The sequence below is a fragment of the Kitasatospora sp. NPDC088861 genome, from assembly GCF_044750105.1.
Classification (GTDB): domain Bacteria; phylum Actinomycetota; class Actinomycetes; order Streptomycetales; family Streptomycetaceae; genus Kitasatospora.
Genome location: NZ_JBIVJF010000043.1, coordinates 1 through 26,145 on the forward strand (window position 1 = coordinate 1; position 26,145 = coordinate 26,145).

Consider the following 26,145-nt stretch of genomic DNA (forward strand, 5'->3'; position numbering starts at 1 on the left):
ATGACCAACCGCCTGACCGCCAGTCCCGACAAAATCGGGCAATACCTCCGCCCGAAACCTCTCGCAGCAGCCTAAATCGGTATCGAACACCCTCTTAGACTGCGGGACCGGCTTACGGTGAGGGGATGGCCGCGATGGATCTGCGCACCGAGATCCGGGAGTTCCTCAGCTCGCGTCGCGCCCGCATCGCACCCGCGCAGGCGGGCCTGCCCGCTTACGGCGGCAACCGTCGGGTCAAGGGTCTGCGCCGCGAGGAGGTGGCGCTACTGGCGGGGGTATCGGTCGACTACTACGTGCGCATGGAGCGCGGCAGGCTCGCCGGTGCCTCCGATGGCGTGCTCGGCGCGCTGGCCTCCGCCCTGCAACTCGACGAGGCCGAGCGCGACCACCTGTTCCACCTCGCGCGCCAGTCCACGGCGCCCAGCGGCCCACGCCGGCGCAGGCCTGCCGTGACGGTGCGCTCGACGCTGCAGCAGGTGCTCGACGCGATCTCCGGTGCGCCGGCCTGGATCGGTAACGGCCGTTACGACGTGCTCGCCACGAACCAACTCGCTCGCGCGCTGTATTCACCGGTGCTGGCCGACGCGCGACGGCCCGCGAACACCGCGCGGTTCGTCTATCTGAACCCCGAGGCGGCCAGGGATTTCTTTGTCGACTACGACCACATTGCCGGTGGCGTGGCCGCGAAGCTGCGCATGGAAGCCGGCCGCGATCCGCACGACGAGGAGCTGATCGCCCTGGTCGGCGAACTGTCGACGTCCAGTGAGCTGTTCCGGCAGCGGTGGGCATCTCAGGACGTGCGGCTGCACCGGTCCGGCCGCAAGCGTGTGCGCCATCCGATCGTGGGCCGGCTCGACTTGGACGTCGAGTCCCTCGGACTGCCCGCCGAACCCGGCCTGCACCTCAACGTCTACACCGCACCCGCGGGCACACCGACCGCTGACAATCTGGCGCTCCTGGCGTCGTGGGCGGCCACCCAACGGGCGCCGGCGACCGAGCTCGAAGCGCACAACGGATAGTCCAGCCCCTTCAGCCGTACTGGTCCGGTGGATCCGGACTCGGTGGCGGGAACGGGTGCCGGGTCAGTCCCACCAGAACGACCACTGGTGGGCGGCGACGAGGCGTTCGGCGTAGGCGGTCAGGGTGCCGGTGCCCTGGAAGACGAGGTCGGGGCAGAAGGCGGTGTGCTCGGCGGCCAGCGGGAGGGCCTCGGCGAGCGTGGCGGGCGGGACGGCGACGCTCAACTCCAGGGTGTCGAACCCGACTTGGACGACCTGGGCGCCGAAGCGGCGTTCCCAGTCGGCGAGTACGGCGGCGATCTTGGCGGTGTCGTCCTCGTGGTTGAGCGGGCCGCTCCAGCCGCAGGCGGCCAGCGCCTCGGCGCCGCTGCCCGCCTCGACCAGGCCCAGGCGCGCGTCCCGTACGGACAGCAGCACGTCGGCCAGGCCGCGGGCCTCGGTGCCGGGGGCTCCGTCGGGGACGGCGGCGGCGGGGGCGGTGCCGGGCCAGGCGGGGCCGAAGGGGGCCAGGGCGGCGTGGAGTTCGGCGGCTTCCTCGGCGTCGAGCGGGCTCTCGGGCGGGCTCTCGGGCGCGTCCTCGTCGGTGCCGCCGAGCTGCTGCCACCAGCGGCGCAGCAGGGCGTCGGGGTCGTAGAGGGTGGGGTCGGAGGCGGAGGCCGGGAAGAGTTCGCCGGACAGCCAGGGGCGGTAGTCTGCGCCGTCGCCGAGGGGGACGAGCAGCAGCGGCCACAGGCCGGACTGCGGGTGGGCGCGGTGGAGTTGCTGCCACAGGCCGGCGGGGGCGGGGGCGTCGCTGATCCACAGCAGCGGCTCCGGCCCGTCCTCGCCGCCGACCAGACGGCCGGGCGGGAGGGTGGCGGGCAGGAGACGGGACAGGTCCGAGGTCATGCGGCCACCGTAGGGGCGGTCACTGACACGGGAGTTCGGGCGGCGGGGTTCGGGCCCGCGGTGCGGCGGGGGCGGTTCAGGACCAGGGCAGGGCGGCGCGGGTGCGCCAGTACTCCGGGGCGGGTTCGGCCAGGGTGGCGAGGGCGGCCAGGTCGTCGGGGGTGGGGTGCAGGGTGGCGGCGGTGAGGTTGGAGGCGAGCTGGTCGACGGTCGCCGCGCCGGACAGGACGAGGTCGGCCCAAGGCTGGGCGGCGGCCGCGGCCAGGGCGAGGGCGTCGAGGGGCGCGCCGGTGCGGGCGGCGAGGGCGCGCAGTGCGGCGGTGTCGTCCCCGGTGGCGTTGCGCCCGGCGAGGCGGCCGTTGGCCATGCCCTCCTTGACGACGACCAGCCAGCCGGCGGCGTGGGCTTCGGCCAGGGCGGGGGCGGCGGAGGGTTCGAGGAGGTTCCAGGTGGCCTGGACGGCGGTGAACAGCGGGCGGCCGTCCACGGTGACGGCCAGGGCGGCGCGGATGGTGTCCGCCTGGGCCGGGCCGCTGGTGGACAGGCCGACCCGTACGCCCTCCCCGGCCAGGTCGGCCAGGCGGGCGTGCAGGGCGGTGTCGGTCAGGGCGGGGCTGTCGGGGGTGACGGAGTGGACCAGGTAGACGTCCAGGTGCGGGCCCAGCAGGGAGCGGGTCTCGTGGAGCTGGCGGTCGAACACCGCCGTGGAGTGCTCCTTGACCTCGTGCGCGGCCACCCCGGTGGTCTGCCAGCCGGCCGTGTAGGTGTAGCCCCACTTGCTGCCGACCGTCACCTCGGCCGCGGCCGCGGGGTGTTCGGCGAGCCACTGGGCGACGAACTCCTCGGCGCGGCCGTAGGAGCGGGCGGTGTCGAGGTAGCGCACGCCCGCGGCGTAGGCGGCGTCGAGCAGGGCGTGGGTGCGGTCGCGCAGCGCCTCGACGGTGCGTTCGGCGGGCAGGTCGCCGTCACGCCCGAGGGTGATGTAGCCGGGCCGGCCGACGGCCGCGGTGCCCAGGCCGTACCGCGCGATCGGCGGGCGGTCGGCGGCGGCTCCGGTGGCGGGGTCGGTCGGCATGGCGGGGTCTCCTCGGGCGCGACGGTGCTCACCTGGGACTTTACCGTCGGGTCGGCCGGCGTATCCGGCCGCCGGGGTCAGGCGGTCGGCCGGATCGGCCGGTCAGTCAGTCAGTCAGGCCAAGGCAGGTCAGCCGGGTCAGCCAGGTCAGCCGGCGGCGATGGTGGCCTGGATCCAGTCGGCGTAGGCGCGCACGTCGGTGTACAGGCCCGGGCCTCCGGTGCAGGGGACGCCCGGGGCGCCGGGGCCGGAGGTGGTGCCGATGAGCTCCCAGCGGCCGCCGCGGCCGCGCTGGAGCTGCGGGCCGCCGGAGTCGCCGACGCAGGCCATGGCCTTCGGGGTGGGGCTGGTCGTGCACAGGCGGGTGGGGCCGGCGTAGCCGGGGGCGCAGTCGGCCACGGCGCCGCGGCGGGTGTCGAGCTCCTGGAGGCGGTCGGGGAAGACCATCTCCTCGAACTTGGGGGTGTCGACGACGGTGCCGAAGCCGAGCAGCCGGGTCGGGGTGCCGGGCGGGCCGGGGCGCTGGGCGACGGGGAGGGGCCGCTGGGCGACGGGGCGGTCCAGGCGCACCAGGGCGAGGTCGTCGTAGTTGGGGCGGGTCTGGCCGTCGCCGAAGCTGAAGCCGGGGTGGACCACGGTGCGGGTGATGGCCCGGACGGTGCCGCCGCTCTTGCGGTGCGCGCTGCCGATGCGCACGATGCCGTCGAGCTTCAGTTCGTTCTCCGGGGGGCTCGTGACGCAGTGGGCGGCGGTCAGGACCCACTGGGGGTCGATCAGGGTGGCGCCGCAGGTGCCGTCGGCTATCTGCTTGGCACTCATCGGGATCGTGGCCATGAACGGGTAGCGCTCGGTGGAGTCGTGGCCGTTGACGATCGCTTGGGCGCTTCCGGTCATGGCGGTGGCGCCCAGGGCGGCGGCGAGGGCGGCGACGGCGGTGGCGCGGGCGGCGCGGCGGCGGACGGTCTTGCGCAGGAGCACGGGTGACGGCCTTTCGGATCGGTTGGTTCGGATGCGTCCAGCCAACCCTGCGGCGCCCGTCCGGGACATCCGGGCAGCGGGCCACCGTGCCCGGGGGCTGTCCCCCGGGCACGGTGGCGGGCTACCAGGGGGTCGCGGCGGGCCGGGCGTTGGTGCCCGGGGCCTGCGCCGGCCTGGGCGCGGGAGTGGCCGCGGGCCGGGAAGCGGGCGCGGGGGCGGGCGCGCCGAAGTCGCCGACGTCGCCGGAGGAAGTGCGGATGGCCCGGGGCGCGGAGGGCCGCAGGGAGTCGGCGGGGCGCACGGCCCGGACGGGGGCGAGGACGGGGGCCGGGGCGAGGCTCTGGTCGAGGCGGACGACGAAGTTGACGTAGTCCAGGGGCTTGTCGGGCCAGTGGCAGTCGTTGCTGGTCAGCAGGCGGCTGCGGACGCCGTCGCGTTCGGTGACGGGCCCGGGGGTGACGCGCAGGTTCGGCTGCCAGCTGCGGCCCCACAGGTGGTGTTCCAGGGTCAGCGTCCAGCTGTCCTCGTCGACTTCCAGGGTGGCGCCAACCCGGCCGGGCAGCGTCCGGGTGCCGTAGGGGCCGCGCACCACCGCGCGCTGGTCGAAGCTGGCGTTCTTGCCGACCACGGTGATCCGCCATGCGCCGTGGAACCTGAGCATCGCCGCACTCCTGACGTCCTGGCGCGCCGTCCGGGCGGGCGCGCTTCCGTCGGGGTCAACGGCTGCGGGGCGGTGGGCGGCTCAGCGGTGGGCGGCTCAAAGGGCCGGGGCGGGCTGCGCGGGCCCGGTCCGGTCCCGGTTCAGGCGGCGTCGGGGCGGGCGGCGGGCCGAGCGGCGAGGGACGCGCCGGGGGCGGTGTGGGCGAGCGCCGGGTAGCCGTGCGCGGTGAGGACGAGGTCGGCGTAGCGGCGGTCGTCGAAGGGGACGCCGTGGCGCCGGAGCAGGTCGAACAGTTCGGCGAGGCGGCGGGGTTCGGTGCCGCGCGGCAGCCCGTCGCGGGTGGTGCCCAGGATGCCGAGGACCGGCCCGTACAGGTGTGCGGCGCGGGCGATGCGGGCGGCACGGGCGGTCCGGCGGGGTGCCGGGGTCAGGCGCAGCAGCAGGACGAGCCGGTGGGCGCCGGAGTCGGCGTCCTGCCCGGCGTCCATCGTGAGCCCCTGGATGTCCCGCCACCGGTAGCGGCGCGGGACGAACGCCCGTACGAGGGTGAGGCCGTGGTCGTCGGCGCGCAGCCAGAAGCCGTACGGGACGGGCAGGGCCACGCCCAGGACGGCCGCGCTCGACAGCAGCAGCGCGGGGACGGCGCCCATCCGGCCGGCGTCCCCGGTGTCGGCGAGCACGATGCCCATCGCCAGGGCGAGCACGCAGCCGACGGGGGCGCCGGCGGCTCGCCACAGGAAGCCCAGCCGCACCGTCTGGTGTCGCGGCGCCGTGCTCACGGGCGCCTCCTTCCCACGTCGTGCCGTCGGTGGGGCCGACCGGTCCGGCCGGTCCCGTCTCGGGCGTCGATGCCTGGCGGTCCCAGGGGAGTCGGTCACGCTACCGGCCTGCCGAGATCGTTCGGCCGATCCGGGGGAAACGTCAAATGTCTTTAACACGAACGGACTTGATGGTCAGTCAGCTTGACTGGTCCGCCCGCGGTCCAGGATGTCAGCCGCCGACGGAGGGGTCAACTGACGTTGATTGGCGGTATCTTGTGATCCACGCCAGCTGATGCCGTTGGGTTATCGTGACCTGGCCGGCCCTGCCCGCCCGCCAGGAGGAGACGTGCGGGGCCCCGGTGAGGAGGGCGGGCCATGGCGGAATCGAACCGGGAGGACGGACCGGTGGAACTGTCCGGGCTCGCGGCCAGGATCGAGGCGCTGTTCCACACCGTCCGCAGACCCGACCGCGAGCAGTACACCAACGAAGAGGTGGCCCGGGCCTGCCGCGAGGCGACCGGGGAGTCGTTCTCCACCACCTACCTGTGGCAGCTGCGCACCGGGCGCCGGGACAACCCGACCAAGCGCCACCTGGAGGCGCTCGCCCAGTTCTTCCAGGTCCCGCCCGCGTACTTCTTCGACGAGCGGCAGGGCGCGGAGATCGCCAAGGAGCTCGCGCTGCTCGGCGCGCTGCGCGACGCGGGCGTGCGCAGCCTGGCGCTGCGGGCGGTCGGCCTCTCCTCCGAGGGCCTGGACACGGTCAGCGAGCTGATCGACGTCATCGCCCGCCGGGACGCGGCCCGCCGGAACCCGGCGCCCTGACGCCGGCGGCGCGGGCCGCGGGCGGGGCTGACTGGGTCCGGGGCGGACGGGGCGCGGGGGGCTACGAAGACGGGGGCCAGGCACGGAGGCGGAGCCACGGCGGTCGGGAGATCGGGGGGAACGGGGCCGCTGATCGAGAAGGGGAACACAGCGTGCGGGACGACAGGTGCTACCGATCGGCGCTGCGCCGCTGCCGGCGGATGGCCGAACAGCTGGAACTGCCGAGCCCGTTCGACACCACCGTGCTACTGGAGCAAATCGCCCGCCGGCGGGGACGGCCGATCGACCTGCTGCCGGTGGCCGCCCGGCCCAACGCGCCCTGCGGGCTGCTGGTGTCCACCCGGGAGGCGGACTACATCCTGTACACCGCCGACACCAGCGCGCTGCACCGCCGGCACATCCTGGTCCACGAGATCGCCCACCTGCTCCTGGACCACGCCGGCTCCGCGCCGCTCGGCCCGGCCGCGGACCTCCTGCCGCACCTGTCCCCCGACCTGGTCCGGCGGGTGCTCGGGCGCACCGGCTACGACGAGCCCCAGGAACGCGAGGCCGAGCTGCTGGCCTCCCTCATCCTCAGCCGGGCCGCCAAGGCCGACGCCGCGCACCCGCCCGGCCCCGCCCCGCACCCGGACTCGCTGGACGTCCTGGACGCCCTGCTCACCGGCGAGCCCGGCCCCGCCGGCGACCGGGCGGCCGACGGCCGGGCGGCGGGGCGTCCGTGAGCGGCCTCGTCCTCTACGGCGTCGCGCTGTTCTTCGCCCTGAGCGCCTGCCACTTCGCCCGCGGCCGCCGGACCAACCCGCGCGCCATCGCCCGCTACAGTTGCTACGCCACCGCGCTGCTCGCCGCCGCCCTGCTGCTGCTCGCCCCGCCCACCGTCCAGGCCGCCGACCGGCTGCACCGGCTCGGGATCGCGCCCGCCGTGCCCGTCCTGCTCGGCGACGTACTGCGCATCGGCGCGGCCTGCGCGATCCGGCTGCTGGCCGGCGTCCTGCGCGATCCCGAGGGCGTGTCTGACAATTCGCGGCGGATCAGCGCGCGGCGGTGGGCGCCCGGCTGGGCGTGCCGGCGAAGCGTCCTCGTACTGGGCCGTACTTGGGCGTTTCGCCGGTGCGTCCAGGCGGGATGCCCGGCGTCGTGCGCCCGGCGGGAATTGTCAGACACGCCCGACCTTCCCCGCCGCGCGGTGCGGCGCCAGCTCGCCCTGCTGGCCGGCGTCCTGGGGGTGCGGGCGGTCCTGTTCGTCGCCGCCGCGCCGGGCCTGGATGCCTCCGACCTCACCGCCGCGCCCTCCACCGGCGCCCGTCTGGCACTGGCCGGGTACACCGCCGCCGGCGTGCTCTACCTCGCCTACTGCCTCACCGCCCTGCTGCGCCAGCTCGCCCGGCTCGCCCGCGCCGCCGTGCCCGGGCGCCAGCGCAGCGGGCTGCGGCTGCTCACGCTGAGCCTGGTCGCGGGCCTGCTGTGGAACGCCTGGGGCGTCGACGACGTCGTCCAGGCGGCGGCCACCGGCACCCAGGCCGGCGCCGAGGACGCCCTGTGCGGCGTCCTGGGCCTGCTGTGCGTGGCGCTGCTCGCGGCGGGCCTGGGCACCACGGTGTGGCCGGCCGCGCACGCCGCCGTCCGCGGCTGGCTGCGCGCCCACCGCCGCTACCGGGCGCTGGCCCCGCTCTGGCGGGACCTGCACACCGTGCTGCCGGAGATCGCGCTCGCGCCGGCCAGCCGCCTGCCGCTGCTGCCGCCGCGCGACCCGCAGTTCGCCCTGTACCGGCGGATCATCGAGATCCACGACGCCCGGCTGATCCTGCGCCAGCACCTCGACCCGCGGACCCCGCGGTGGCTCGCCGCCGCCGCCTCGCGCTTCCCCCCGTCCGCCGCCCGGGCCGGCGCCACCGCCGAGGCCGCCGCGCTGGCCGCCGCGCTGGAACGCGCGGCCGCCGGCGCCCGGCCCAACCCCGACACCCCGCGCACCGCCCCGGCGGCCGAACCGCCGCACGCCCTGGGACAGGACCTGGAGTCCGAGGCCGACCACCTGGCCCACCTCACCCGCGTCTACGCCACCTGCCCGGCCGTCGCCGAGGTACGGGCCCGTGCCCGCGCCGCCGCCCCCTCCCCCGCCGCTCCCGACCCCGACCCGGTCGCGAGCCCCGCGCGATGAGCCGCCGGACCGGCCGGGGGCAGCCCGGCCGGTGGAACGACGGGAGCGGGCCGGGGCGGCGGCCGCTACCGGCGGACGGCCGCCAGCGAGCGCAACTGCACGTGGACGGCGCCCGGTTCGGTGCCGGTCAGGGCCGCGACCTCGGCGGCGGGCAGGGCGAGGACCAGGTGCAGCAGCAGGACGTCCTGCTGGGGGGCGGTGAGGTGGGCGACCGGGCCGAGCGGGCGCGGGCCGGCCAGGGCGCAGACGCGTCGGCGGACCGCCTGCCAGGCGTAGGCGGCCGGGCTGGCGGTGGCGAGGGCGTCGAGCCAGTGGCCGCTGAGGTCGTCGAAGGCGCCCTGGACGGCCAGCGGGGCGTCGGCCGCGGGGAGCAGCAGGGCGGCGTAGTCGAGGTAGTGGCGCAGGTGGAGGTCGTACAGCGCCCACAGGCCCAGCGCCGGTCCGGTGGCGGTGGTCGTGGTGATGGTCGTGGTCGTGGTGGTCGGCTGTCGCGGTGGTGTCGGCATGGTTGATTCCCGAGGTGGCGCGGGTGGGTGCTGGTCCGCGGACGGGGCGCTGGTGGCGCGTTCCCGTCCGCGGACCGGGTCACACGAGTACCGGCGGGCCGCCGCCGGTGCCGTCGCGGCCCGTCCCGGCGGAGTGGCCGGGGTGGCCGGCGTCCTCGGCGCGGTCGGCGGCCAGGCTGTTGCGCAGGGTCACCCACAGTTTGAACAGGATGTCCGTCGAGGTGCCGCTGCTGGAGGACTGCATGGCCCGGGTGAACTCCCGTTGGTACGTGCGGGAGTTGACCGGTGCCGGGGTGCGGGCGTTGTTCGTCCGCTCCCAGGCCGCCGCCCACAGTGCGCGGCGGGCCTCCTTGACCCCGCAGACCTCCATGTAGGTGAGGAACACCGCCTTGCGCAGCGGGGCCTCACCCCTGAGGACCAGCGCCAGGGTGCTGGAGGGCAGGCGCCCTCCCCCGGCCCGGGCCCGGCGGTCCAGCTCCTCCAGGGAGGGCCAGTCGGCCTTGCGCCGCATCTCGTGCATCGCCCGTCGCAGGTCGGCGAGGGAGTCGACCTGCTCGGGGTTGAGCCGTCGGGGCGCCCGGCGCTGGGTCCCGGAGGGGCGCGGGACGTGGGCCCAGTAGTTGGCCAGGGTCCACTTGCGGCGGGCCGCCTTGAGGTCGCCGTCGCAGGCCCGGGTGAGGGCCTCGACGACCTCCCAGTTCGGCATGGTCCGGCCGCTGGTGGCCCGTTGCAGGGTGGTCGGGTGGTAGTTGGTCCGGTCGGCGAGCTGACGGTAGGTCAACCCCGCCTCTTCACGCTGCTCGCGCAGCAACGCGGCGAGTCGGCCCAGGGCCGGCTCGGTCGCCGCGATCGGTTTCTCCTGGCGTCCCATCGCGGTCCGGCGTTCCTTCTAGGCCCGCCCCTGCTGGAGCCTGGCATTCAACAGCAGCCCGCCGGTGGCCAGTTCGAGCGCCGCTCCCGCCGACATGCCCGTCCTCACCAGGGCGGCGGCCACGACGACCACGACGACGACCACGGCCGTCCGCACGGGGCCGGACGACCAGGGCAGGCCCGGTCGCGGCGGCGCCGGGTGGCCGGCGGCGCAGTGGGCGGGGGCGCGCTTCTTCTTCCGCTTCCTCGTCATCGAGGACCTCCTATATCACCGTCTACTCCAACGGACGGGCACTTCGGTGGTTGGCGTCACGCGAGGAACCCGTTTCGCGCAACACTCTGTCAGGCGTACGGGTGATTCCCAATCGGTTCGGTGAACATCGCGAAGATTGATGCGCCAGAATCCCGGGCCCGGCCCGCAATCTCGTCACAACCCTCTGGCATCAGTGCAGTTCAGGAACTCGAAACCGGAATTTGATGCATTTTTGTGCAACTCGCCCTTGTAGCCGTCCTGGCTGAATGTGACGATGTGCAGCAGCGTCATCCAGACCTGCGGGTCAGGAACCCGGGGGCGCTGTCTACTCCAAATTTTCGGGAACACCGGCAGCGGGCCGTGTTGGCGCATGGGCCCGTCCGAACAGCAGAGACCGCCCGGCCCCAGCGGCCCGAGCGGTCTCTCTGCATTTCCCCATTTCCCCGGCCCGAGAGGACCCCGACCGGTGAACGGCTTCGAGTACCTGCTCGGCATGCTGCTGGCCCAGCCCGTACGGGCCCGGGACGCGCTGCGCGCCCGTCTGCCCACCACCCGCCGGCTGCGCGCCCTGGCCTCCTCGCCGCGGGTCGAGGCGCTGCGGGCCGCCGAGCGCGAGCGGATCCGCCGGCTGGTCGAGGGCCTGGCCGCGGTGGAGGGCGTGACGCACCTGCTGACCCGCGTCGCCGACCACTGCGACCGCCCCTCCTCGCTCGGCCTGCTCACCACCACCGCCGAGGGCCGCGGCGTGCTGGTCTGCCGGATGAGCGCCGCCGCCTACTTCGCCACCGGCGAGGACATCACCGCCGTCCTGCCCAGGATCGAGGCGGCGGGCCTGGCCGACTGGGGCTTCCCGAACACCTGGGGCGACGAACCGCCGTACTCGCCGGGCACGGTCGCCTACGCGCTGCGCTACCACCGCGACCGCGGCCTCTTCCCCGACGGCCGGCGGATGCCCGGCCCGAGCCTGTCCACCGCCGACGCCACCCTGGTCTGGGACCTGCCCGGCATCCCCCGCCCGGACCCGCACTGGCCGCGCAGGGGCAGCGACGTGCGCTTCCGGCACGAGCAGATCCCGCCGGACGGCGACCCGGCCGCGCTGCTGCGCGCCGCCCGCGCCGAGGGGCCGGGCCCGGTGCTGGTGCTCACCTTCGGCCGCGACTGGACGGACACCTGCACGTACCACGCCGTGCCGCGCGGGCGCGAACCGGGCTGAGCGGCCGGTGCGGCCGGGGGCGGCGCCCCGGCCGCACGCACGGTTCAGGCGCTCAGCACTGGGGCCGGCGGCCGTGGTTGGCCCCGCGCCGGGCCCGGGCCTTCTTCTTGCGGCGACGCTTCGACGACATGGCCACTCCTCTCGCAACCAGGACACCCCCGGCTTCCACCGTTCCACACCCGGCCCGCACCGGCCCGCCGGGAACGGCCGTCACGGGCCCCGGGCGGGGCAGGGCGGTTTCTAGGGGGCGGGGCATCAGGCGCGGGCGGCGCTCCGGTCGAGGGCGGCGCGCCAGGCGGGGCTGTCGACGTAGTGGTTGTCGAAGCGCCCGGCGGAGGCGGCGATCGCGCCCGGGTCGGTCTCGCCGCGCATGACGCGGCCCAGCAGGCGCAGGTAGTCGAAGCGGTCCATGCCCGGGGTGAACACGAACAGGACGTCGGCCTCGGCGCCCGGGGCGGCGGCGAAGGCGTGCGGGGTGTGCGGCGGCACGGCGAGGAAGTCGCCCTCGCCCAGGATCGTGACCTCCTCGCCGACCAGCACCTGCAGCGAGCCGCCGATGACGAAGAACAGCTCCCACGCCCGGGTGTGGAAGTGCGCGGGGGCCCCGACGGCGCCCTTGGCGAAGGTGGAGCGGTAGCTGGTGAACCCGCCCTCGGTGTGCGCCGAGTCGGCGAGCAGGGTCATGGTGCTGCTCGGGTCGGCGCAGGTCTCGGCCCCGGCGTGGCGGGTCAGCACGGGGGCGGCGGGGGCGGCGTTGCTCGTCGTCGTCATGGGACCAGGCTAGGTCCGGAAAGACCAGATATCAGGTGGCAATTCCATGCCGATTTCATGGGTCAATTCCCGGGGTCGGCGGCTGCTGGCAGACTGGCCCGATGACGACGGACGATCTTCTGCGGCACCAGGACGAACGGCAGGCCGAGGCCGGGGCGGTCAGCGCCGACCTGGGCCTGGACGAGCTGCTGGGCGCCCTCGGGGAACCGGTGCGGGTGGGCAGTTCGGCGCTGGGGCTGATGGTGCGCCGGGACCTGGACGTCACCGTGGTGTGCCCGCGCCTGGACACGGCCGCGCACGAGCGGGTGGCCGCGCTCGGCGCGCGGCTGGCACTGCACCCGCGGGTGCGGCAGGTGCGCCTGCGCAACGACACCGGCACCTGGAACACCGACCCCGCCGCCTACCCCGACGGCCTCTACCTCGGCCTGGACTACCGCTGCCCGCAGGGCCGCGACTGGACCCTCGACCTGTGGTTCGTCGACGAGCCCGCCCGCCAGCCCGACCTCGCCCACCTGCGCGACCTGCCGCCGCGTCTCACCCCGCAGGCCCGCGAGGCCGTCCTGCGGATCAAGCACGCCTGGTCCGAGCACCCCGAGTACGGCCGCGGCGTGCGCGGCTGGGACGTCTACCGCGCCGTCCTGGACGACGGCGTGCGCACCCCGGAGCAGTTCGAGCAGTGGCGCACCGCCCGGGCCGCGTCCGCCTGACCCGTCCGCCCGCGCTACTCCCCCGGGCCCGCGGCCCGTCAACGCGGACGGCGCGGGTGCACCCGTTCGGAGGGCGGACGTGCGGCGCGGGCCGCTGTGCCCGTAGCGTCGTCGCTGCACACGGCGTAGGTCCTGTCGGGGGAGGGTGTCAGCGATGGCGGCAGTGCCGGTCATGAGGGGTGGGCGGCGGCCCGGGCGGGCCGCCGCGGCCCTGGCGGTGGCGGCGGCGCTGCTGACGGCGTCCGCCTGCGGCGCCTCCCCCGTGTCGGACGGCGCGGCCGGCGACGCGGTCGCCGCCGCCGACGGGCGGCCGCTCGCGCTGGTCTACCGGGGCCCGGCGGCCTGCGAGGGCTGCCCGGAGGCGGCGCGGGAGCTGCTGGAGCGCGACGGCTTCGCGGTGCGCTACGTCGGGCCCGAGGAGCGGCTGCGTTTCGGCGCTGGCGTGCTGGCCGGCGCCGCGCTGTACGTGCAGCCGGGCGGCACCAACGGGCAGGAGGTGAGCACCGCGTGGGGCCTGCTCCAGCGCGACCCCGGCTTCTCGCCGGAGCTGGTGCGCGACTACGTCCGGGGCGGCGGTCGCTACCTGGGCCTGTGCATGGGCGGCTACCTGGCCGGCGACCCGGGCTACGACCTCCTGCCGGGCGACTCCGGGCAGTACATCCGCTCCCGGGGGGCGACCGTCACCGACGAGCAGGACCGCCTCGTCGACGTCGCCTGGCGCGGCCGCCCGCAGCGGATGTACTTCCAGGACGGCCCGTACTTCGACGTCGACGGCCCGGGCGTGGACGTCCTGGCCCGCTATTCCAACGACCGCGCCGCCGCCGTCATCGCCCCCTACGGCTCCGGCCGGGTGGCGGTCAGCGGCCCGCACCCGGAGGCCCCCGCGGACTGGTACCGCGACTACCACCTGCCCGACGAGTCGAAGACCGGCCTGGGCCTGGGCGACGACCTGCTGCACGACCTGATGGCGGCCCCCGCGTCCTGACGTTCCGTCAAGTCCCCTACGGGCGGGCTGCGGTGTCACGCCCGCGCGGCGGGTCCTGCGGGGAACTCGGCGCGCAGCCGGGTGCGGGTGCGGGTGCGACGGGCCTCGGCGGGGGCGGGGCAGGGGCTCGGCGGGGTGCGGGAGCCCCCTGGGCCGGCCGGTGGCGCTACCGCCCGGCGGGGTGCAGGACGCGGTCGGCCACCAGGTCCGGCCGGTCGGTCGGCAGGGCGTGGCCGGCGCCGGGCACGATCTCCGTCCGGGCCGAGGGCACGAGGCGGCCGAGGCGCTCGGCGACCGCGTGCGCGTCGTGCATGGCGCTGCGCTCCCCGAGCAGGAACAGTGCGGGGACGTCCAGGCGGCGCAGTTCCTCGTCGGACAGGACCGGGGGCACCGGGAGCGCGCGGCGGAACCCCATCGACGCGCGCATCAGGGCCATCAGTTCGGTCTCCAGGATGGCACTGTTGCCGACCAGGCGGGCCAGCCGGGGGCGCAGCGCTCGCGGCGCGGTGGCGGCGAGGCCGCCGGCGATCACCCAGGCGTAGAAGCGGGCGCCGATGTCGGCGAAGCCGGCCGGGTCCACCAGGGTGAGGGAGGCGACCCGCCCGGGGTGGTGGATCTGGTGGTGGAGCGCCAGCCAGCCGCCGTAGGAGCAGCCGACGACCTGGGCGTCCGTCACCTCCAGTGCGGCCAGGAGTTCGTCCAGCCAGGCGGCCGCGTCCCGGCCGTCGGCGATCGGGGCGCTCTGCACGCTCGCGCCCGGTTCGCCGACCGTGTCGACGGCGATGACCGGGCGGTGGCGGGCCAGCGTGTCGATGTAGCGGTGCCACATCAGTGCGTTTCCGCCCGAGCCGGGCAGCAGCACGATCGGCTCGCCGTGCTGCGGGCCGGTCCGGTAGACGCGGGTGGTCCCGAACGCGGTCGGGAGGTCCAGCGCCGTCCGCGGCCCGGGCCACAGTTCCGTCAGGGCCCGCTCGTAGGCGGCGCGAAACCGGTCCCCGGCCTGGTCGTTCTTGAACTGGCTGATTCGCATGATACATGTGTATCACGGCATGATACGGGTGTACCAGGGAGGTCGTTCATGAACGCGCGGGTCGATCACGAGGAACGCCGGCGGCAGATCGCCGAAGCGCTGCTGCGCATCGCCGACACCCAGGGGCTGCAGGCGGCCAGCATGCGGGCGGTCGCCACCGAGGCGGGCGTCTCCCTGCGGCTGGTGCAGTACTACTTCACGACCAAGGAGGGGCTGCTGCTGGACGCGCTGGAGCGGCTCGGCGCCCAGCTCCAGACCCGCATGGCGACGTGGATCACCGAGGCCGCCACCCCGTCCACGCCGCGCGGCCTGGTGACCGCGGTCCTGTCCAGCATCCTGCCCACCGACCCGGAGAGCCGCCGGATCACCCGCACCTACGCCGCGTACTACACGCTGGTGCTCAGCGATCCCGCGCTGGTGGAGAAGCACGGGACGCCCCAGCCCGACCTGCTGGAGGGCTTCCTCGCCAAGCAGGTCCGCGCGGCCCAGCAGGCCGGGCAGATCGACCCCGCCAGGGACCCGGAGATGACCGCCGCCGGGCTGCTGGCCATGGTCAACGGCCTCGGCTCCAGCGTGCTCGGCGGCCAGCGCACCGGCGACGCCGCGCTGGCGATCCTCACCCACCACCTGGACGAGCTGTTCCGCGGCCGTCCCCGCGGTGACGCCCCGGACCTGCCGGCCGCCTGACCAGTCGACCCCCGGACCGGCCGGCCTTCCCCCGCCGCCGGGGGCGGGCCGCCGTTCGGCCGGATCCCGTCCGGCCGCCCCGCAGGCGCCCTGTCCGCCCCGCCGCCGGTGCACGAGAATGTGCCGGTCCCGCGCGAGGGGCTGGCGAAGCGGCCAACTCCCGTACCGGGCACTCCTTTTCCGTTACCGAATGGGGAGGTTCACCGACCATGTACAGGAGACTTCCGCAAGCCGTGCTGTCGGGTGTGCTGGTCGTGGCCTTCGCGGGGACGACCGCGTGGGCCACGACGACCACGGCGGGCACGGCCCCCGCGCCGGGCGTCGCCGCCGGGTGCGGGGCCGACGCGACCGCCCAGGGCCTGGCCAGTACCGCCCTCCCGAACACCCTGCTGGAGACGCCGCGCTCCGACGGGCGGACCGAACAGTTCCAGCAGTTCTACGACAGTTCGGCAGCCTCCCTCCTGCCCTTCGTCTGGCACCGCTCCCAGGAAGCGCCCGGGGGCGCCTACAGCGGCTGGGAGCGCGTCAGCGCCACCCCCGTGGGCCCGAAGCTGTACCAGGTGAGCGCCGTCGAGAACAGCGTCGGCGCCCTGGAGGTGTTCTTCGCCTCCTACGGCGGCTTCTGCCACACCGTCCTGCCCGCGCCCGGCGACTCCTGGACCCCGACCGAGAACTTCGAGCTGTCACCGCCGCCCTACCACGGCGGGCTCACGCTCTTCAGGGAACGCGACGGCCGGCTGCACGCCTTCGCCTCCGGCGCCGACACGAACGCGGCCATGGAGGTGCGCAGCCAGGACGGCGACGCCCGGGACTCCTGGGGCCCGGTGCGCCGGCTGCCCCGGCTGCCGGACCCCAACGCGGGCCTGGGCGCGCCGTCCTCGGTCGTCCAACTGCCGGACGGGCGGCTGCGGGTGACCGTCCGCGAGTGGAACCGCGACCGCTCCTGGCGGACCACCGAGGCGGACCGGTTCGTCTCCTGGGAACCGTGGCAGCTCTGCGCGGACAGCACCTGCGCCTGACGGCCGGGCGGCGGGCAGTCTGACGGCCGGGCCCGGGCAGGCGCTCCCGAGCGGGCACCGACCCGGGCGCTCGCCCGTCCGGGCGGGCTGCGCTGGCGGCCGGGTGGGGCCGCCGGTATGCCTGGGGGGACGGCGAGGCGGCGGAGAGGACGGCGGGGTGGGCGGCGCGGACGGGGACGGGAGCGGGGAGCGGGACGGCGGGGGGACGCGGGCGCCGGGCAACCGGGCGGTGGTGCTGGGGGTGCTGGCCTCCACCGCGGTGGTGCTGCTCGCCCAGGCGGCGAGCGGCACCAGCGCCCGGCTGGTGCTGCTGCTGGTGTTCCTGCCGGCCCTGCTGGCGGGGCTGGGCACCGTCGCGCAGACGGTCGCGGCCTCGGTGTGGGTGGCCGGGGTGGTGGCGGTCAGCACGGTGCTGTTCCCGCCGTCCTCGCTGGCCGCCCGGGTGGGCACCCTGGTGGGGGTGGTCGGCGCCGAGGCGGCCGTGGTCGGGCTGTGCGCGCGCCGGGTACGGCGCGAGCGGGAGCTGTTCCGGATGCGGCAGACCGCCGTCGCCCTGCAACGCCAGCTGCTGCGCCCGCTGCCGGTGCTCACCCCCGACGTCCAGCTGTACGGGCTGTACCGGCCGGTGGAGGAGGACGCCCTGGTCGGCGGCGACCTGTACGACGTCGCCGACACCCCGTACGGCACCCGGGTGCTGGTGGGCGACGTGCAGGGCAAGGGCCTGCCGGCGATCGGCGCGGGCTTCGCGGTGCTGAGCGCCTTCCGGGAGGCGGCCTTCCGGGAGCCGGCGCTGACCGGCGTCGCGGACGCCCTGGAGGCGGCGGTGGAACGGCACAACGCGTACGCGTTACAGGGCGGCGAGAGCGAGCGCTTCGTCACCGCGACCGTGCTGGGCGTGGAGCGCGGCGCGGACGTGCAGGCCGTCAACTGCGGCCACCTCGCCCCCTACCTGCTGCACGGCGGCCGGGTCGAGGCCGTGCCGCTGCCGGCCGGGGTGCCGCTCGGGCTGGCGGAGCTGACCGACGAGGTGCGCACCGTCCGGTGGTTCGCGCTGCCCGAGGACGGCGTGCTGGTGCTGCTCACCGACGGGATCACCGAGGCCCAGGACGCCACCGGCGCGTTCTACCCCGTCGAGCGGGGCCTGGCCGCCCTCGCCGCCGCCCCCGCCTCCCTGCTGCCCGAGGCCCTGGACCGCGAGGCCCGCCGCTGGAGCGGGGGCCGCAGCCGCGACGACGTCACGGCACTGTCCCTGCGCCGCGCGCCCTGAGGCTGCCGGGGTTCCCCCGAAGCGCCCTCACCGCTTCAGGAACTCCAGCAGGTCAGCGTTGAAGCGCTCCTTGTCGCCGGGGACCATCGCGATGCCGTGCGAGCCGTTCTCGTACACCTTCAGGACGGCGCCGGGGATGATCCGGGCGGCCCGGCGGGCGGTGGCCTCGACGGGGACGATCCGGTCGTCGTCGCCGTGCACGATCAGGGTGGGGATGTCGAACCCGGCCAGGTCCTCGTGGAAGTCGGTGTAGCCGAAGGCGTCCACGCAGTCGACGCCGCCCTCGATGGTCTGGTGCATCGCCATGAACCAGAAGGCGTCCCGGTTGCCCTGGGTGGCGCGGGAGCCGGGGCGGTCGGCGGAGAAGAAGTCGACGGAGGTGTCCTTCCAGAACTGGGAGCGCTCGGTGAGGATGCCGGCCTTGAGGTCGTCGAAGACGGTGCCGGGCACGCCGTGCGGGTTGTCGGGGCCCTGGAGCATGGACGGGGTGATCGCCGACAGCAGGACGGCGGAGCGGATCCGCCCGGTGCCGTGGCGGCCGATGTAGCGGGCGAGCTCGCCGCCGCCCATGGAGTGGGCCACCAGGGTGACATCGCGCAGGTCGAGCCCGGTGAGCAGGCTGTCGAGGTCGTCGGCGAAGGTGTCGAAGTCGTAGCCGCCGTAGACCGGGGCGGAACGGCCGTGGCCGCGCCGGTCGTGGGCGATGGCCCGCAGGCCGGCGTCCGCGACGGCCTTCAGCTGGTCCTGCCAGGCGTCGCCGTTGAGCGGCCAGCCGTGGATGAACACGACGGGGCGTCCGCTGCCCCAGTCCTGGTAGAAGATCTCGACGCCGTCGCGGGTCCTGGAGATGGGCATGCTCCTGCTCCTTCGGGTGGTGCGCCGGGGGTGGGGTGGCCTGCCGGGGTGACCTGCCGGGGGCGGCCTGCCCGGGGCCTGCCGGGCCGCAGGTTCATCCAACGGGAGGCGGGTGGGGCCCGCATCCCGCGGCGGCCGGGGCCCGCGCGGGAGCGGACGCGGCGCTACGCCGTTCGGATGAGTTCGGGCGAGGGCGGGCGAGTTCGGGTGAGGACGGACGAGTTCGGGCGAGGGCGGTTCAGCCGCTCTCGCGCAGGCGGGTGCCGAGGGCGTCGGGGGGCAGCAGGGGCGCCGGGTAGCCGGCCGGGGGCTCGGCCAGCTCCCAGGGGCGGTGGACGGCGCGGGCGGGCAGGTGGGCGAGCTCGGGGACCCAGCGGCGCACGTAGGCGCCGTCGGGGTCGTAGCGGTCGGCCTGGCGCAGCGGATTGAGGACGCGGTTGGGGCGGGTGTCGGTGCCGGTGCCGGCGACCCACTGCCAGTTGAGCTGGTTGTTGGCGAGGTCGCCGTCGACGAGCAGGGCGAGGAAGTGGGCGGCGCCGGGGCGCCAGTGGTGGCGCAGGCTCTTGGTGAGGAAGGAGGCGGTGAGCAGGCGGGCCCGGTTGTGCATCCAGCCCTCGTGGGCGAGTTGGCGCAGGCCGGCGTCGACGATCGGGTAGCCGGTGCGGCCCTCGCGCCAGGCCTGGAGCTCGCGTTCGTCGTCGTACCAGCGGACGGGGCGGGGGCGGTAGTCGGCGTGGGCGGCGTCAGGGCGGGCCGCGAGGACCTGGTGGTGGAAGTCGCGCCAGGCGAGCTGGCGCACCAGCGCGGCCGCGCCGGGGGTGTCGGACTTCCCGGCGCGGTGGGCGAGTTCGGTGGCGGACAGGCAGCCGAAGTGCAGGTACGGCGAGAGGCGGGAGGTGGCGTCGGCGGCGAGGTCGTCGTGCAACTGCTCGTAGGCGTCCGGGTTCCAGGCGCGCAGGCGGCGGCGGGCGGCGCTCTCGCCGCCGGGGGCGCGGCCCGGGGAGGTGCCGGCGGGGGCGGCGGGCAGCGGGGCGCTCGCGGGGCCGTCGGGGGTGGCGAGGGTGCGCGGGGCGGGCAGGACGGTGCGCCGGGGTGCCTGCTGCCAGGCGCGGTGGTAGGGAGTGAAGACGGCGTAGTGATCGCGCCCGGCCGGGGTGACGAGGCCGGCGGGGACGATGGTGAGCGCGGCGTCGTGCAGGTGCAGGCGCTCGCCGAGGGCGCGGCGCAGGGCGTGTTCGCGGCGGGTGGCGAAGGCGGAGACGCCGGCGTTGGTGTGGACGGTGTCGGCGCCGCACTCGGCGGCCAGGCGGGCGGCCTGTTCGACGGGGTCGCCGTGGCGCAGGACCAGGCGGGAGCCGGCGGCGCGCAGCGCCCGGTCGAGGTCGGCGAGGCTCTCGGCGAGGAAGGCCTGCCGGTTGGGGGCGGCGAAGCCGGCCCGGGCGATGGCCGGGTCGAGGACGAACAGGGGGACGACCTGGTCGGCGCGGGTGCGGGCGGCGTGCAGGGCGGGGTTGTCGTGCAGGCGCAGGTCCTGGGTGAACAGGACGACGGCGGTGCTCATCGGGGGCCTCGTGCGGTGGGGTGCGGGTACGGCGGCGGGTGTCGGGCGGCGGGTCGGGGTGGGGGTGTCAGCCGGCGGGTCGGGGTGGGGGTGTCAGCCGGCGGGTCGGGCGCGTTCGGTGATGTTGCGGGCCATGGCGCCGAACACCAGGGCGTGGAAGGGCGCCACCGACCACCAGTAGAGGTGGCCGGCCAGTCCGTGCGGGTGGAACAGCGCCCGCTGCTGGTAGAGCGCGCCGCCGGCGCCGTCGGGTGTCACGCGCAGTTCGAGCCAGGCCAGGCCCGGCAGGCGCATCTCGGCGCGCAGCCGCAGCAGGTGTCCGGGTTCGATCTCCTCGACCCGCCAGAAGTCGAGCGCGTCGCCGACCCGCAGCCGGTGGCGGTCGCGGCGGCCGCGGCGCAGGCCGACGCCGCCGGCCAGGCGGTCCAGGCGTCCGCGCAGGGCCCAGGCCAGCGGCAGGGAGTACCAGCCGTTCTCGCCGCCGACGCCCTCCACCACCCGCCACAGCGCGGCCGGGTCGGCGGCCACCCGGCGCCGGCGCAGGTCCTGGTAGAGGCTGCCGCCGGCCCAGTCGGGGTCGGTGGGCAGCGGGTCGCTGGGCGCGCCGGGCAGGGAGGCGGAGGACCAGCGGGTGGAGACCTGGGCGTCGCGGATGCGCCGCAGGGCCAGTTCCACGGCCCGGTCGAAGCCGGTCAGGCCCTCGGGCGGGTCGGGGATCCAGCGGGCGATGTCGTGTTCGCGGCACACCACCTCGTGGCGCAGCGACTCCACCAGCGGTCGGGCGAGCGAGCCCGGTACGGGGGTGACCAGGCCCACCCAGTGGCTGGACAGGCGCGGGGAGAGCACGGGCACCGGCACGATCAGGCGCCGGGGCAGGTCGGCGACCTCGGCGTAGTGGCGCATCATCAGCCGGTAGGTGAGCACGTCGGGCCCGCCGATGTCGAAGGTGCGGTCGACCTCGGGGGGCAGGGCGGCGGCGCCGACCAGGTAGCGCAGCACGTCGCGTACGGCGATCGGCTGGATGCGGGTGTCGACCCAGCGGGGGGTGACCATCGCCGGGAGCCGTTCGGTCAGGTGGCGCAGCATCTCGAAGGAGGCCGAGCCGGAGCCGATGATCACCGCGGCCCGCAGTTCGGCGGTGGGGACGCCGCCCGTGCGCAGGGCGCGCCCCACTTCGGCGCGCGAGCGCAGGTGGGCCGACAGGTGCGGTTCGGGGACCCCGGCGGGCAGCAGTCCGCCGAGGTAGACGATGCGCCGGGTGCCGGCGGCGGCGGCCGCCTCGGCGAAGGTCTCGGCGGCCTGCCGGTCCCGGGTCTCGAAGCCGGGCCCGGTACCCAGGGAGTGGACCAGGTAGTAGGCGGCGTCGATGCCGTCGAAGGCCGCGGGCAGGGACTCGGCGCGGGTGACGTCCCCGGTGACGGCCTCCACGTCGGCCCGCCAGGGCTGGTCCCGCAGCCGGAGCGGGTCGCGGACCAGGCAGCGCACCCGGTACCCGGCGGCGAGCAGTTCGGGCACCAGGCGCCCGCCGATGTAGCCGGTGGCGCCGGTGACCAGGCAGTGCGGGCGCGTCCGGGTCGGCTCGTCCACCTGCGGCTCCTCTCGTGCGGGCGGGTGCGCCCCCCGTGCCCCGCCAGGCGCGGGGGGCGCTGCCGGGGTGTTCGGAGCGGACGCGGCCGGGGATTGGACACGGCCGGGGATTCGAGTCTTCCAGGGGTCTCCTGCGGGCGCCTGGGCGTGCGCGCGGGGGGGGCCGGGAATCCGGGCGTGCGCGGGGGCCGGGAATCCGGTGTCCTTGGCGGGCAATCCGCGCCAGGTGCGGCTTCGAACGCCTGACGTCGCCGTGTTCCGTCGGCCCTGCCGGGTGTCCGCCCGGCCGGGATTCCCTGGAGGTCGTGCCATGCCCACCGTCCACTGGCCGGGGCCGTCGCCCGTGTGTTGCGAGCGCGAGGCGGCCGGATGAGTACGGTCGTTCACCTGTCCGGGCCGGGGCGTCCGGGCTCCGACCTCAAGGAGTTGCTGAGCAGGACCGCGCGCGGCGACCGGGAGGCGTTCGGTCGGCTGTACGACGCGGTGGCGGGCCCGGTGCTGGGGCTGGTCCGCCGGGTGCTGCGGGATCCGGCGCAGTCCGAGGAGGTCGCGCAGGAGGTGATGCTGGAGGTGTGGCGCACCTGCGCCCGCTACCGGCCCGAGCGCGGGGAGGTGCTGGCGTGGGTGCTGACCATCGCCCACCGCCGCGCCGTGGACCGGGTGCGGGCGGCGCAGGCGTCCGCCGACCGCGACCGGCGGGCCGCCGCCGCCTCGCACGCGCCGGCGTTCGACGAGGTCGCCGAGCAGGTCGAGGGGCGGCTGGAACGCGAGCAGGTGCGGCGCTGCCTGAAGGGGCTGACCGAGCTGCAGCGGGAGTCGATCACGCTGGCCTACTACCGCGGGTACACCTACCCGCAGGTCGCCGAACTGCTCGGCACCCCGCTGGGCACCGTCAAGACCCGGATGCGCGACGCGCTGATCCGGCTGCGCGACTGCCTGGGGGTGGGAGCATGAGCGGCGCCGACCTGCACACGCTGACCGGCGCCTACGCCGCGCACGCCCTCGACGCGGACGAGCGCGCGCAGTTCGAGCGCCACCTGGCGCAGTGTCCGGCCTGCGCCCGGGAGGTGGCCGAGTTCACGGCGACGCTGGCCAGGCTGGGCGCCGCGCAGGCCGTCGCGGTGTCCGGGGAGCTGAAGTCGCGGGTGATGGGCGCCCTGGACACCGTCCGGCAGGAGGCCCCGCGCGCCGCGGCCGGACCCGACGGTGCCCGGCGCCCCGGGCGGCTCGCCCGCGGCTGGCCGCGGCTGGCGCTGGCGGCCTGTCTGGCGGCGGCCGCGGCCCTCGGCGGCGTGGCCGTCCAGCAGCACCGGGAGGCGGACCGGGCCAGGGCCCTCGCCGCCGCGCTGCAGCGGCACCAGGACCAGGTCACCGGGCTGCTGGCGGCACCCGACGCCCGGCGGGCGAGCGGCCCGGCGGCCGGCGGCACCGGCACCGGGGCGGTGGTCTGGTCGCACGACAAGGGCCGGGCCGTCCTCCTGGCCTCCGGCCTGCCCGCCCCGGCGGACGGCACGGCGTACGAGCTGTGGTTCGACGACGGCGCCGCGATGCGCCCGGCGGGGCTGATGCCCCGGGGCGACGGCGCGTTCCTGCTGGACGGCCCCCTGGACGGTGCGCGCGGTATCGGGGTCACGGTGGAGCCCTCGGCCGGCTCCGCGCACCCCACGGGGGCGCCGGTCCTGCTGATCCCGTTCATCTGAGCGGGAGGGCCGGGCCGGGCGGCTGGCCCGGCGGAAGGCCGGGTCGGGCCGGGGCCAGGAGACCGTGAGGGTGCCGCTCAAGGGCGCCCCGGACGTCCCCGGGCGCCCTTGAGCGGCCTCGGCCCGGGGCGCCGGGGCCGGGTCTCCCGGCGGTCCGGCCCGTTCCGCAGCCCGTTCCGCAGCCCGTCTGCGGCCCGTCCGCGGCCCTCAACCCTGGCCGGGCGGTGTCACCCGGCCAGAGCAATGTCACCCGATCGGGGGGTATCCGGACTCGCACCCATCCGGTGGAGCCGGACCGCCGAATGAGGACCGTGACCGATGAGACGAGCAGCAGCCCGCCGGGCGCCCTCCCCCGAGCACGCACCCGTGCCGCCGGGCCGGCCGTGGCGGCGCTGTGCGGGCTGGCGGCCGCCGCCGCCGCGGCCGTGGGAGCCGGTGAGGCGGCGGCGGCGTTCACCCGCCCCCAGGCCTCACCGGTGGTGGCGATCGGCTCGGCGGCGATCGACCTCGCGCCCACCGCCGTCAAGACGTGGGCGGTCCAGCGGTTCGGCACTGGCGACAAGACGGTCCTGCTGGGCGGGATCTACACCGTCATGGGTCTCGCGGCCGCGGCCCTCGGCGTGCTGGCCGTACGCCGTCGCGGCGCGGCCGCCGCCCTGTTCACGGCCTTCGGCGGCCTCGGCGCCTGGGCCGCGCTGGCCCGCCCGCAGGCCCTCCCCACCGACCTGCTGCCCTCCGCCGCCGCGGCCGGCGGCGCGGTCGCCGTGCTGTGGTGGCTGGCCGGACCCGCCCTCTCCCCCGGCCCTTCCCCCGGCCCTTCCCCTTCCCTTGGCTCGGGCCCGGTCCGGCCGGCCGGGCCCGAACGGCGGCGCGTCCTGGCGGCCGGCGCCACGATCGGCACGGCCGCCGCCCTCGGCACGGCCGGACGCGTCCTGTCCGACCGGCGCGGCGACGTCAGCGCGGCCCGCGCCGCCGTCCGCCTGCCGCCGCCGCTGCGCCCGGCTCCACCGCTGCCGCGCGCCGTCGGCGCCACGGTCCCCGGCCTGCCCCCGTTCATCACCCCCACCGCCGACTTCTACCGCGTCGACACCGCCCTGACCCTGCCGCGCATCGACCCGCGCGCCTGGTCGCTGCGGCTGCACGGCCTGGTCGACCGCCCGCTGCTGATCGGCTTCGACGACCTGCTCGCCCTCGGGCTGGAGGAGCTGGACCACACCCTGTCCTGCGTCTCCAACGAGGTCGGCGGCCCCTACGCGGGCACCACCCGCTGGCTCGGCGCCTCGCTGCCCGCCCTGCTGCGCCGCGCCGGCGTCCGCTCCGGCGCCGAGCAGCTCGTCGGCCGCTCGCAGGACGGCATGACGATCGGCACCCCGGTCGAGACGCTCCTCGACGGGCGCCGGGCGCTGCTCGCGGTGGCGATGAACGGCGAGGCGCTGCCCGTCGAACACGGCTTCCCCTGCCGCACGGTGGTGCCAGGCCTCTACGGCTACACCTCGGCCACCAAGTGGCTCGTCGACCTGGAGGTGACCACCTTCGCCGCCCGCGACCCGTACTGGGTGCGGCGCGGCTGGGACCGCACCGGCGAGGTCCGCACCGCCTCGCGGATCGACGTGCCCGCGCCGTTCGCCCGCGTGCCGCCCGGCGACGTGACGGTGGCCGGCACCGCCTGGGCCACCCACCGCGGCATCGCCGCCGTCGAGGTGCGCGTCGACGGCGGGCCCTGGCGGCAGGCCGAACTGGCCGCCGACGCCGGGCCCGACCTGTGGCGCCAGTGGACCCACACCTGGACCGGCGCCGCCCCCGGGACCCACCGCCTCGAGGCCCGTGCCACCGACGGCACCGGGGCCGTCCAGCCCGCCACCCGCACACCTCCCCACCCCTCGGGCGCGACGGGCTGGCACAGCGTCGTCGTCACCGTCACCTGACCCCACCTCACGACCTCCCCACCCCTTCGGCATCCGGGATCCGCCCGATGCCACCTGACAGGAGAATCCGTCCATGAACACGACCGTCCTGGTCCGCAAGCCCTTCGCCGCCGTCCTCGCCGCCGGCCTGCTGGCCGCCTCCCTGAGCGCGTGCAGCAGCAGCGGCGAGGCGAAGTCCTCGGACACGGCCAAGAGCACCAGCGCGACCGCCGCGGCCCAGCCGTCCGGTGCCCCGGCTTCCGGTGCCCCGTCCGCCGAGCAGGTGACGGCCGGGCAGCCGTTCGGCACCGCGTGCGCGGCCGTCCCCAAGGACGGGGCCGGCAGCTTCAGCGGCATGGCCAAGGACCCGGTCGCCACCGCCGCCTCCAACAACCCGCTGCTGTCCACCCTCGTCACCGCCGTCAAGCAGGCCGGCCTGGTGGACACCCTCAACTCCGCGAAGAACATCACCGTCTTCGCCCCCACCAACGACGCCTTCGCCAAGCTCCCGAAGAAGGACCTCGACGCCGTCCTCGCCGACAAGGACAAGCTCACCAAGATCCTCACCTACCACGTCGTCCCCCAGCGCCTGGCTCCCGCGGCACTCGCCGGCGGCCACAAGACCCTGGCCGCCGACGACCTCGCCGTGACCGGCGCCGCCCCGGACTTCACCGTCAACTCCGCCGCCAAGGTGCTGTGCGGCGACGTCCAGACCGCCAACGCCACCGTCTACATCGTCGACACCGTCCTGATGCCCGCCTCCTGACCCGGCATCAGCCCATGAACCGCGGCCCCCGGCGAACAACCCCCCGGTAGCCGGGGGCCGCACCCCCCACCTCCCGCCCCCGCCTGCTTGCCCACCAGCTGA

Annotated in this window: 27 protein-coding genes; 14 read left to right on the forward strand and 13 right to left on the reverse strand. The window is 76.0% G+C overall.

The annotated features are described in order from the left end of the window. The first annotated feature begins 125 nt into the window (after nt 1-125). Entirely contained in the window at nt 126-1,019 is an 894-nt protein-coding gene (locus ACIP37_RS35735) for a helix-turn-helix transcriptional regulator (protein WP_400810355.1), read from the forward strand. Nucleotides 1,020-1,082: 63 nt separating this feature from the next. On the opposite strand, the gene ACIP37_RS35740 is transcribed toward ACIP37_RS35735, so the two are convergent. The 5 genes from ACIP37_RS35740 to ACIP37_RS35760 all read right to left on the reverse strand — a co-directional run bounded on the left by ACIP37_RS35740 (nt 1,083) and on the right by ACIP37_RS35760 (nt 5,400). Then, nucleotides 1,083-1,907: a DUF4253 domain-containing protein gene (locus ACIP37_RS35740; RefSeq protein WP_400845231.1), complete on the reverse strand. Its 825-nt coding sequence runs from the start codon at nt 1,905-1,907 to the stop codon at nt 1,083-1,085. Nucleotides 1,908-1,983: 76 nt separating this feature from the next. Continuing rightward, complete coding sequence (locus ACIP37_RS35745; RefSeq protein ID WP_363586802.1) at nt 1,984-2,982, reverse strand: aldo/keto reductase; 999 nt, start codon at nt 2,980-2,982, stop codon at nt 1,984-1,986. Between the two features lie 147 nt (nt 2,983-3,129). Continuing rightward, a complete protein-coding gene (locus tag ACIP37_RS35750) occupies nt 3,130-3,960 on the reverse strand; it encodes a serine protease (protein ID WP_363630951.1) in 831 nt (276 codons plus the stop codon). Between the two features lie 121 nt (nt 3,961-4,081). Next, the gene (locus tag ACIP37_RS35755; protein ID WP_363630950.1) at nt 4,082-4,621 is read right to left on the reverse strand and encodes a hypothetical protein; all 540 of its coding nucleotides are present in this window, start codon (nt 4,619-4,621) and stop codon (nt 4,082-4,084) included. Nucleotides 4,622-4,761: 140 nt separating this feature from the next. Then, entirely contained in the window at nt 4,762-5,400 is a 639-nt protein-coding gene (locus tag ACIP37_RS35760) for a PH domain-containing protein (protein ID WP_363586799.1), read from the reverse strand. Between the two features lie 357 nt (nt 5,401-5,757). Between ACIP37_RS35760 and ACIP37_RS35765 the strand changes: the two genes are divergently transcribed. From ACIP37_RS35765 to ACIP37_RS35775, 3 genes are all read left to right on the forward strand, one after another. Then, complete coding sequence (locus ACIP37_RS35765) at nt 5,758-6,204, forward strand: XRE family transcriptional regulator (protein WP_363586798.1); 447 nt, start codon at nt 5,758-5,760, stop codon at nt 6,202-6,204. Nucleotides 6,205-6,356: 152 nt separating this feature from the next. Further along, nucleotides 6,357-6,926 (forward strand): ParH-like protein, encoded by a 570-nt coding sequence (locus ACIP37_RS35770; RefSeq protein WP_363586797.1) that lies wholly within the window; start codon nt 6,357-6,359, stop codon nt 6,924-6,926. After that, nucleotides 6,923-8,362 carry an MAB_1171c family putative transporter gene (locus ACIP37_RS35775; RefSeq protein ID WP_363630946.1) on the forward strand — a complete coding sequence of 480 codons (1,440 nt, stop codon included), beginning with the start codon at nt 6,923-6,925 and terminating at the stop codon, nt 8,360-8,362. The genes ACIP37_RS35770 and ACIP37_RS35775 overlap by 4 nt, the downstream gene beginning before the upstream one ends. Before the next feature lie 65 nt (nt 8,363-8,427). Here the strand turns inward: ACIP37_RS35775 and ACIP37_RS35780 are convergent, their stop codons facing one another. The 3 genes from ACIP37_RS35780 to ACIP37_RS35790 all read right to left on the reverse strand — a co-directional run bounded on the left by ACIP37_RS35780 (nt 8,428) and on the right by ACIP37_RS35790 (nt 9,991). After that, a complete protein-coding gene (locus tag ACIP37_RS35780) occupies nt 8,428-8,868 on the reverse strand; it encodes a hypothetical protein (RefSeq protein WP_400845236.1) in 441 nt (146 codons plus the stop codon). Nucleotides 8,869-8,947: 79 nt separating this feature from the next. Continuing rightward, on the reverse strand, nt 8,948-9,739 hold the full coding sequence (locus ACIP37_RS35785; protein ID WP_400845239.1) for a helix-turn-helix domain-containing protein: 792 nt from the start codon (nt 9,737-9,739) through the stop codon (nt 8,948-8,950). Between the two features lie 18 nt (nt 9,740-9,757). Next, nucleotides 9,758-9,991 (reverse strand): hypothetical protein, encoded by a 234-nt coding sequence (locus ACIP37_RS35790; protein WP_363586793.1) that lies wholly within the window; start codon nt 9,989-9,991, stop codon nt 9,758-9,760. A 466-nt stretch (nt 9,992-10,457) separates the two neighbouring features. Between ACIP37_RS35790 and ACIP37_RS35795 the strand changes: the two genes are divergently transcribed. Then, complete coding sequence (locus tag ACIP37_RS35795) at nt 10,458-11,204, forward strand: hypothetical protein (RefSeq protein WP_363630943.1); 747 nt, start codon at nt 10,458-10,460, stop codon at nt 11,202-11,204. Nucleotides 11,205-11,459: 255 nt separating this feature from the next. Here ACIP37_RS35795 and ACIP37_RS35800 read toward each other — a convergent pair whose 3' ends face one another. Then, the gene (locus ACIP37_RS35800) at nt 11,460-11,975 is read right to left on the reverse strand and encodes a cupin domain-containing protein (RefSeq protein WP_363586790.1); all 516 of its coding nucleotides are present in this window, start codon (nt 11,973-11,975) and stop codon (nt 11,460-11,462) included. Between the two features lie 101 nt (nt 11,976-12,076). On the opposite strand from ACIP37_RS35800, the gene ACIP37_RS35805 reads away from it, so the two are divergent. Together ACIP37_RS35805 and ACIP37_RS35810 are read left to right on the forward strand one after the other, a co-directional pair. After that, the gene (locus tag ACIP37_RS35805; protein WP_363630942.1) at nt 12,077-12,682 is read left to right on the forward strand and encodes a hypothetical protein; all 606 of its coding nucleotides are present in this window, start codon (nt 12,077-12,079) and stop codon (nt 12,680-12,682) included. Between the two features lie 154 nt (nt 12,683-12,836). Then, nucleotides 12,837-13,667: a BPL-N domain-containing protein gene (locus tag ACIP37_RS35810; protein WP_363630940.1), complete on the forward strand. Its 831-nt coding sequence runs from the start codon at nt 12,837-12,839 to the stop codon at nt 13,665-13,667. Between the two features lie 166 nt (nt 13,668-13,833). Here the strand turns inward: ACIP37_RS35810 and ACIP37_RS35815 are convergent, their stop codons facing one another. Beyond that, a complete protein-coding gene (locus ACIP37_RS35815; protein ID WP_363630939.1) occupies nt 13,834-14,697 on the reverse strand; it encodes an alpha/beta fold hydrolase in 864 nt (287 codons plus the stop codon). A gap of 48 nt (nt 14,698-14,745) precedes the next feature. Between ACIP37_RS35815 and ACIP37_RS35820 the strand changes: the two genes are divergently transcribed. From ACIP37_RS35820 to ACIP37_RS35830, 3 genes are all read left to right on the forward strand, one after another. Beyond that, the gene (locus ACIP37_RS35820) at nt 14,746-15,384 is read left to right on the forward strand and encodes a TetR/AcrR family transcriptional regulator (protein ID WP_363586786.1); all 639 of its coding nucleotides are present in this window, start codon (nt 14,746-14,748) and stop codon (nt 15,382-15,384) included. A gap of 209 nt (nt 15,385-15,593) precedes the next feature. Continuing rightward, complete coding sequence (locus ACIP37_RS35825; RefSeq protein ID WP_363586785.1) at nt 15,594-16,403, forward strand: hypothetical protein; 810 nt, start codon at nt 15,594-15,596, stop codon at nt 16,401-16,403. Between the two features lie 157 nt (nt 16,404-16,560). Further along, nucleotides 16,561-17,670, forward strand: coding sequence for a PP2C family protein-serine/threonine phosphatase (locus tag ACIP37_RS35830; protein WP_363586784.1), 1,110 nt, complete (start codon nt 16,561-16,563; stop codon nt 17,668-17,670). 27 nt (nt 17,671-17,697) lie between these two features. On the opposite strand, the gene ACIP37_RS35835 is transcribed toward ACIP37_RS35830, so the two are convergent. The 3 genes from ACIP37_RS35835 to ACIP37_RS35845 all read right to left on the reverse strand — a co-directional run bounded on the left by ACIP37_RS35835 (nt 17,698) and on the right by ACIP37_RS35845 (nt 21,673). Then, nucleotides 17,698-18,525 (reverse strand): alpha/beta hydrolase, encoded by an 828-nt coding sequence (locus ACIP37_RS35835; protein ID WP_363586783.1) that lies wholly within the window; start codon nt 18,523-18,525, stop codon nt 17,698-17,700. 238 nt (nt 18,526-18,763) lie between these two features. Next, the gene (locus ACIP37_RS35840) at nt 18,764-20,086 is read right to left on the reverse strand and encodes a deoxyribodipyrimidine photo-lyase (protein ID WP_363586782.1); all 1,323 of its coding nucleotides are present in this window, start codon (nt 20,084-20,086) and stop codon (nt 18,764-18,766) included. Between the two features lie 93 nt (nt 20,087-20,179). Further along, the gene (locus ACIP37_RS35845) at nt 20,180-21,673 is read right to left on the reverse strand and encodes an SDR family oxidoreductase (protein WP_363586781.1); all 1,494 of its coding nucleotides are present in this window, start codon (nt 21,671-21,673) and stop codon (nt 20,180-20,182) included. A gap of 369 nt (nt 21,674-22,042) precedes the next feature. Here ACIP37_RS35845 and sigK point away from each other — a divergent pair, with 369 nt between their 5' ends. From sigK to ACIP37_RS35865, 4 genes are all read left to right on the forward strand, one after another. Then, nucleotides 22,043-22,627 carry an ECF RNA polymerase sigma factor SigK gene (gene sigK, locus ACIP37_RS35850; protein ID WP_363586779.1) on the forward strand — a complete coding sequence of 195 codons (585 nt, stop codon included), beginning with the start codon at nt 22,043-22,045 and terminating at the stop codon, nt 22,625-22,627. Beyond that, nucleotides 22,624-23,373, forward strand: coding sequence for an anti-sigma factor domain-containing protein (locus ACIP37_RS35855; protein WP_400845247.1), 750 nt, complete (start codon nt 22,624-22,626; stop codon nt 23,371-23,373). The genes sigK and ACIP37_RS35855 overlap by 4 nt, the downstream gene beginning before the upstream one ends. 302 nt (nt 23,374-23,675) lie before the next feature. Continuing rightward, entirely contained in the window at nt 23,676-25,298 is a 1,623-nt protein-coding gene (locus ACIP37_RS35860; RefSeq protein WP_400845250.1) for a molybdopterin-dependent oxidoreductase, read from the forward strand. 73 nt (nt 25,299-25,371) lie between these two features. Beyond that, nucleotides 25,372-26,043: a fasciclin domain-containing protein gene (locus ACIP37_RS35865; RefSeq protein WP_363586776.1), complete on the forward strand. Its 672-nt coding sequence runs from the start codon at nt 25,372-25,374 to the stop codon at nt 26,041-26,043. The last annotated feature ends 102 nt before the right edge of the window (nt 26,044-26,145 follow it).